The sequence below is a fragment of the Eubacterium sp. AM05-23 genome (assembly GCF_003477535.1).
Classification (GTDB): Bacteria; Bacillota; Clostridia; order Eubacteriales; family Eubacteriaceae; genus Eubacterium; species Eubacterium maltosivorans.
In genome coordinates, this window is record NZ_QUDF01000006.1 from 1 (window position 1) to 7800 (window position 7800).

Annotated in this window: 2 protein-coding genes, 3 tRNA genes and 3 rRNA genes; 1 reads left to right on the plus strand and 7 read right to left on the minus strand. The window is 48.2% G+C overall.

From position 1 onward, the window contains the following. The first annotated feature begins 252 nt into the window (after positions 1 to 252). On the plus strand, positions 253 to 1689 hold the full coding sequence (locus DW091_RS09220) for a sigma 54-interacting transcriptional regulator (protein ID WP_058696154.1): 1437 nt from the start codon (positions 253 to 255) through the stop codon (positions 1687 to 1689). Positions 1690 to 1706: 17 nt separating this feature from the next. Here DW091_RS09220 and DW091_RS09225 read toward each other — a convergent pair whose 3' ends face one another. The 7 genes from DW091_RS09225 to DW091_RS09255 form a co-directional block, all read right to left on the minus strand. Continuing rightward, positions 1707 to 2375 carry an MgtC/SapB family protein gene (locus DW091_RS09225; RefSeq protein WP_118518023.1) on the minus strand — a complete coding sequence of 223 codons (669 nt, stop codon included), beginning with the start codon at positions 2373 to 2375 and terminating at the stop codon, positions 1707 to 1709. Between the two features lie 86 nt (positions 2376 to 2461). Next, positions 2462 to 2578 (minus strand): 5S ribosomal RNA (rrf, locus tag DW091_RS09230). A gap of 212 nt (positions 2579 to 2790) precedes the next feature. Beyond that, positions 2791 to 5653 (minus strand): 23S ribosomal RNA (locus DW091_RS09235). A gap of 165 nt (positions 5654 to 5818) precedes the next feature. Beyond that, positions 5819 to 5895 (minus strand) — tRNA-Ile (locus DW091_RS09240). A 19-nt stretch (positions 5896 to 5914) separates the two neighbouring features. Beyond that, positions 5915 to 5990: transfer RNA gene (locus tag DW091_RS09245), tRNA-Ala, on the minus strand. Positions 5991 to 6012: 22 nt separating this feature from the next. Further along, positions 6013 to 6088, minus strand: a tRNA-Ala gene (locus tag DW091_RS09250). Positions 6089 to 6158: 70 nt separating this feature from the next. Beyond that, positions 6159 to 7681, minus strand: a 16S ribosomal RNA gene (locus DW091_RS09255). The 16S, 23S and 5S rRNA genes sit together here with 3 tRNA genes alongside, the layout of an rRNA operon. Positions 7682 to 7800 lie beyond the last annotated feature (119 nt).

Here is a 7800-nt window from a genome sequence, read left to right on the forward strand (position 1 = left end):
TTTTAACATAACCCTTCTCCTCGTTCTTTTATTTTTTCTTAGCTAGCTTATGCCATTATACTAATGCAAGTCCTGTGCCAACTTTTCGCTTTTTCATTTTCAGCATAATTCTGCCATTATTTACGATTTCTATCTATTTTTTCTTTGTCAATTTTGAGAAACCTCCGTTATTTTTCTTATATTTAATAATTTTGCAATTTCGCATAAGATTCGCTATAATAAGGGGAGAAATTTCCTTGAGGAGGAATCACCATGAGTTCAATTGACCGCTACAGTGAATATTTTCAGCAATATCTGCGATCCTTATCAAAAGATACCTATATTGATATTCTAGAACACTGCTTTGCCGAAATTACCGTCACCGATGCCGAAGGCTATGTGATCTACGCCAATCCAGCCAGCCTGCAGTACCACGGCATGTCCCCGGAGGATATGTGTAAGCTTAATTTTTTCACTTCCTTTAACGGACTGTGGACCCCGCCGTCTGTGGATTACGCCATCGAAAATAAACGGACCGTTTTTGCCAGGCAGCGGTATCTGATGACCAACGAAACCCATATCACCATCACTACCCCTATATATGATAAGAATGAGAAGCTCGTCATGGTTGTCTTTACTTCCTTCAAGGAAAAACCCATCAGTTCCTTTGACCTGGACTGCGAAAAAAATGAATCCAACGAAAAAGCAAAATACAGTAGCAGTGAGGAAACCAAGGAAAGCAACAACATTGTCGGCCGCAGCTACAATCTTTACGCCACCCTCAATAAACTGCGAAAGGGCGCAAAATCAGATATTCCCGTCCTTCTCCTCGGTGAAAGTGGCGTCGGGAAAAGTCTTTTTGCCAAATACATTCACGATTCCAGCCTGCGCAGTGACAGACCCTTTGTCTCTATTAACTGTGCCTCCATCCCCGATAACCTCATCGAAAGCGAACTTTTTGGTTATGTTCCTTACGCCTTCACCGGCGCCAGCCCAAAAGGTAAAAAGGGCCTGGTGGAGCTGGCAGACGGCGGCACCCTGTTTCTTGATGAAATCGGCGAGCTTCAGCCAAACATTCAGGTAAAGCTTCTGGATTTTCTCGAAAACCAGCGTTTCACCTCTGTCGGCGGTCTGGAAATCAAAACCGTGGATACCCGTATCATCACCGCCACCAATAAAAACCTCCAGAAACTCGTTCAGAAAAACAAATTTCGTGAGGATCTGTTCTGGCGTATCAACGGCATTACCCAGACTATCCCATCTCTCAGAGACCGTCGTAGCGACATTTTACCCATTGCCCAGTACTATCTGAATAAGCACAATAAAAAATACGACAAAGACAAAATGTTTGCAAGCCCGGTTATTGAGGCACTTATCCAATATGACTGGCCTGGCAACGTCCGCCAGTTGAAAAACGCAGTAGAATATATGGCAGTCATGAGTATCGGTAATATTGTCAGCACTGACAAGCTACCTGAACAAATTCTCGATTTTCTCAAGAAAAATCAGACAAAAAAGAAAACCGTTATTTTTGATGATATGGTTGAGGAATACAAACGCGAAATTATCCAGAGCTATTATAAAAGCTATTCCAACGTCAATGAGATGGCCTCGGCTCTGGGGCTCAGCCAAGCCACCGCTTACCGCCTGGTCAGCAAATATGTGGACAAAGGCAATAAAAAAGAAAAAAGCAAAGAATCAAAAGAATGATTCTTTGCTTTTTTCTTCTATAGTTCAATGCTGATAATGTCCGGGTCGTCCTTAAACAGCGTCAGCAGCTGTTCTGTCTGATAATTTTCAGGCAGCTTTACATAAAGCTCCATGGAAATACAATCTTCCGCATTCCGCTTGATTTTAAAATTAATAATTTCCACGCATTCTCTGGTGATTTTTTCTTTAAAACGCTCCAGAGCTGCTTCATCCGGTACCAGATGCACATGGATCATCTCGCCAACATAAACGTTAAGCCACCGGAAATTCTTATGCAAAATAATCTGAAGAAGAATAATCAACAAAGCCGATGCCACCCCAATAAAGTAAAGTCCGGCACCAATAGCCATACCGATGCCCGAGGTCGCCCAAATTCCAGCTGCTGTCGTCAGTCCGCTGACAGACTGCTTATGTACAAAAATAATCCCTGCGCCCAAAAATCCAACACCGGTGACGATCTGTGCTGCGATTCGTGAAGGGTCCAGCGCAACACCATTCTGCCCGATAATATCTGAAAAGCCATATTTTGAAACAACCATCATCAACGCCGCCCCCAGAGCGACGATCAGATGTGTTCTTATTCCCGCTTCCTTCAAGCGGTTTTGCCGTTCATAACCAATGACAGCGCCGCATATCCCTGCAACAACCACTCGAGCAAATAATTCCATTTCCCACAACAGCATCATAATCACCTCCTTTATATTAACTAAAAAAGAGTTCACCTGATCTTATTATAGAACTTTTTTATTGAAGAAATCTAAAATAAAAAAAGACCCCGCGATGTCCTATCCTCCCAGGCAGTTGCCCACCAAGTACTTTCAGCGCTGAAGGACTTTACTTCTGTGTTCGGTATGTTAACAGGTGTTTCCCCTTCGCCATCATCACGAGATCAATCTTGTGTTTTTATTCAGTTATAAGGATCGTATTTTTCAAAGCAAAGCTTCCTATCTGTTCAAGATGCTTTTCTTTGAAAAATGCGTTCGCTTTTGTACCTTTGCTTCGCTTGCGCTCAGCTGCATACCAAAGCCTTTCATGCTTTGGACAAAAGTGTTGGTCACTCAAAACAACATAAAGGAAAAGAGTTTTTCAAAATGTCTTGATGGGATCAAGACCTCGGCCGATTAGTACTGGTCAGCTCCATACATTGCTGCACTTCCACCTCCAGCCTATCTACCTGGTCGTCTTCCAGAGGCCTTACTTCTTTCGAATGAGATATCTTATCTTAAGGGGGGCTTCGTGCTTAGATGCCTTCAGCACTTATCCCTTCCAAACTTAGCTACCCAGCGATGCTCCTGGCGGAACAACTGGTGCACCAGCGGTTTGTCCATTCCGGTCCTCTCGTACTAGGAACAGCTCCTTTCAAATATCTTACGCCCACGACGGATAGGGACCGAACTGTCTCACGACGTTCTGAACCCAGCTCGCGTGCCTCTTTAATGGGCGAACAGCCCAACCCTTGGGACCTGCTTCAGCCCCAGGATGAGACGAGCCGACATCGAGGTGCCAAACCTCCCCGTCGATGTGGACTCTTGGGGGAGATAAGCCTGTTATCCCCGAGGTAGCTTTTATCCGTTGAGCGATGGCCCTTCCACTCGGAACCACCGGATCACTAAGCCCGACTTTCGTCTCTGCTCGAGATGTCTCTCTCGCAGTCAATCACCCTTCTGCCTTTGCACTCTTACAGATGGTTTCCAACCATCCTGAGGGTAACTTTGGGCGCCTCCGATACTTTTTAGGAGGCGACCGCCCCAGTCAAACTGCCCATCTGACACTGTCCGCTTGCCGGTTGACGGCAACGCGTTAGAATTCCAATATAACAAGAGTGGTATCCCAACAATGGCTCGGCACACACTGGCGTGCATGCTTCTCTGCCTCCCACCTATCCTGTACATGTTATATCAAAACTCAATGCCAGACTACAGTAAAGCTCTACGGGGTCTTTCCGTCCTGTCGCGGGTAACTCGCATCTTCACGAGTACTACAATTTCACCGGGTGTGTTGTCGAGACAGCGCTCAAATCGTTACGCCTTTCGTGCGGGTCAGAACTTACCTGACAAGGAATTTCGCTACCTTAGGACCGTTATAGTTACGGCCGCCGTTTACTGGGGCTTAAGTTCGCACCTTCGCTTACGCTAAGCACTCCCCTTAACCTTCCAGCACCGGGCAGGCGTCAGCCCCTATACGTCATCTTTCGATTTAGCAGAGACCTGTGTTTTTGCTAAACAGTCGCTTGAGCCTCTTCTCTGCGGCCCCCGAGGGGGCACTCCTTCTCCCGAAGTTACGGAGTCATTTTGCCGAGTTCCTTAACAACACTTCTCCCGCTCATCTTAGGATTCTCTCCTCGCCTACCTGTGTCGGTTTACGGTACGGGTACCTCTTTGCTCGATAGAAGCTTTTCTTGACAGCGTGAAATCGGCGACTTCCCTACTTATTTTTCGTTCCGCATCACAGCTTGACCTTGGGGAAAAAGGGATTTGCCTCTCTTTCCAGTCTCACTGCTTGCCCCGGCTCTTCCAATGGCCGGGTTCGCTTATCCTTCTGTGTCACTCCATCTCTCAAACGCGCTGAGGTAGTACTGGAATTTCAACCAGTTGTCCATCGCCTACGTCGTTCGACCTCGGCTTAGGCCCCGACTAACCCTGAGCGGACGAGCCTTCCTCAGGAAACCTTGGGCTTTCGATGGTGAAGATTCTCACTTCACTTTCGCTACTCATGCCAACATTCTCTCTTCTCTTAAGTCCACTGAACCTTACGATTCGGCTTCGCCCCTAAGAGATTGCTCCCCTACCACTGTACCTTGCGGCACAATCCATCGCTTCGGTGCCTGATTTTAGCCCCGTTCATTTTCGGCGCACCACCACTCGACCAGTGAGCTATTACGCACTCTTTAAATGTATGGCTGCTTCTAAGCCAACATCCTGGTTGTTTGTGCAGTGACACATCCTTTCCCACTTAATCAGTACTTGGGGACCTTAGCGGATGGTCTGGGCTGTTTCCCTTTTGACAATGAAACTTATCTCCCACTGTCTGACTGCCCTGTTAAAATGGACGGCATTCGGAGTTTGATATGGTTCGGTAAGCTTGACGCCCCCTACCCAATTCAGTGCTCTACCTCCGTCATTCATCACAGAACGCTAGCCCTAAAGCTATTTCGGGGAGAACCAGCTATCTCCGTGTTCGATTGGAATTTCACCCCTATCCACAACTCATCCAAGCCTTTTTCAACAGACACTGGTTCGGGCCTCCACTTGGTTTTACCCAAGCTTCACCCTGGTCATGGATAGATCACACGGTTTCGGGTCTACAGCATGCAACTCGTCGCCCTCTTAAGACTCGCTTTCGCTTCGGCTCCGCACCTGAAGTGCTTAACCTCGCTACATACCGTAACTCGTTGGCCCGTTCTACAAAAAGCACACTGTCACTTGCGCTCCAGCTGCTTGTAAGCACAGGGTTTCAGTTTCTATTTCACTCCCCTCCCGGGGTTCTTTTCACCTTTCCCTCACGGTACTTTCCGCTATCGGTCACTGGGTAGTATTTAGCCTTGGGGGGTGGGCCCCCCATCTTCCCACAGGGTTTCACGTGTCCCGTGGTACTCGTTGAATCTCCTCATTTCGGCTTTTCGCTTACGCGCGTCTTACGCTCTTTGCGGGGCCTTCCCATGCCCTTCTGCTAAACGGAAATGATTGTTGGATTCTGGGCTTTTCCTCGTTCGCTCGCCGCTACTTAAGGAATCGATGTTTCTTTCTTTTCCTCCGGGTACTAAGATGTTTCAGTTCCCCGGGTTCCCTCCGTTATGCTATGGATTCACTTAACGGTGACGGTTCTTCTAACCGCCGGGTTTCCCCATTCGGACATCCACGTCTCGTCGGATATGTGCTCCTAAACGTGGCTTTTCGCAGCTTGTCGCGTCCTTCTTCGGCTCCCAGTGCCAAGGCATTCGCCCTGTGCTCTTTGTTTCTTGATCTCCACGAATGCTTTCGCATTTCGTTTTTCTTTTGTTCTCTTTCTGAGCTCAAAAGAATGTTGTTTTTGAAATTGCATTTATTAAGAAGTTTTTACTTTGTTTAATATTTGCTCTTTACTCTTTTTGCTTTATGTTGTTTTCAATGACCAATATGATGTTTTATCATGGTGGGCTTGGGAGGACTTGAACCTCCGACCTCACGCTTATCAGGCGTGCGCTCTAACCACCTGAGCTACAAGCCCATATTTATTTTTTTAAATATGGTGGAGACGAGGAGACTCGAACTCCTGACCTTCTGCATGCGAAGCAGACGCTCTCCCAACTGAGCCACGCCCCCGCAATTGGTTTTGATGATAATATGGTGGAGATGAGGAGATTCGAACTCCTGACCCCCTGCTTGCAAGGCAGGTGCTCTCCCAACTGAGCTACACCCCCGTATCATCATTGTGCTGTATGACTTTGGGTCATACAAAAGAAAATAGTACCATGACTTCCTGTTCCCTAGAAAGGAGGTGATCCAGCCGCACCTTCCGATACGGCTACCTTGTTACGACTTCACCCCAATTACTAGCCCCACCTTCGACCGCTGAGTCCTTACGGTTCTCTCACGGGCTTCGGGTGTTGCCAACTCTCGTGGTGTGACGGGCGGTGTGTACAAGACCCGGGAACGCATTCACCGCGGCATTCTGATCCGCGATTACTAGCAACTCCAACTTCATGCAGGCGAGTTGCAGCCTGCAATCCGAACTGGGATCTGTTTTAAGGGATTTGCTTCACCTCGCGGTTTCGCGGCCCTCTGTTCAGACCATTGTAGCACGTGTGTAGCCCAGGTCATAAGGGGCATGATGATTTGACGTCATCCCCACCTTCCTCCGTATTGTCTACGGCAGTCCCTCTAGAGTGCCCAACTCAATGCTGGCAACTAAAGGCAGGGGTTGCGCTCGTTGCGGGACTTAACCCAACATCTCACGACACGAGCTGACGACAACCATGCACCACCTGTCTCTCTGTTCCCGAAGGAAACGTCCCATCTCTGGGATTGTCAGAGGATGTCAAGACCTGGTAAGGTTCTTCGCGTTGCTTCGAATTAAACCACATGCTCCGCTGCTTGTGCGGGTCCCCGTCAATTCCTTTGAGTTTCAACCTTGCGGTCGTACTCCCCAGGCGGAATGCTTATTGTGTTAACTGCGGCACTGAGTTTCCCCAACACCTAGCATTCATCGTTTACGGCGTGGACTACCAGGGTATCTAATCCTGTTCGCTCCCCACGCTTTCGCACCTCAGCGTCAGTATTTGTCCAGCAAGCCGCCTTCGCCACTGGTGTTCCTCCTAATATCTACGCATTTCACCGCTACACTAGGAATTCCACTTGCCTCTCCAATACTCAAGTCTGACAGTTTCAAATGCACGTCACCGGTTGAGCCGGTACCTTTCACATCTGACTTATCAGACCGCCTACGCGCCCTTTACGCCCAGTCATTCCGGACAACGCTTGTCCCCTACGTATTACCGCGGCTGCTGGCACGTAGTTAGCCGGGACTTCCTCATTGGGTACCGTCATTCTTCTTCCCCAATAACAGAGCTTTACGATCCGAAAACCTTCTTCACTCACGCGGTATTGCTGCGTCAGGGTTGCCCCCATTGCGCAATATTCCCCACTGCTGCCTCCCGTAGGAGTCTGGACCGTGTCTCAGTTCCAGTGTGACCGTTCGCCCTCTCAGACCGGTTACCCATCGTCGCCTTGGTGGGCTGTTATCTCACCAACTAGCTAATGGGACGCGGGTCCATCCTATGGCACCGGAGTTTTCATGAAATGACCATGCGATCTCTCCATAATATAAGGCTTTACTCCCAGTTTCCCGAGGCTATTCCTTTCCATAGGGCAGGTTACCCACGCGTTACTCACCCGTTCGCCACTTTCCAATCACTTATTCCCCCGAAGGTTCTTAACTGATCTTCTCGTTCGACTTGCATGTGTTAAGCATACCGCCAGCGTTCGTCCTGAGCCAGGATCAAACTCTCAATAAAAAGTTTATCGTTTTGCCTTTCGGCTTCTTGATCTGGTTCATTCGATGATTTTTTGAAGTGTTCATCCCACTTGCGTTTTTTATCCTTTGCTGATTTCCATCAGCTGGAATTTCAGGTTT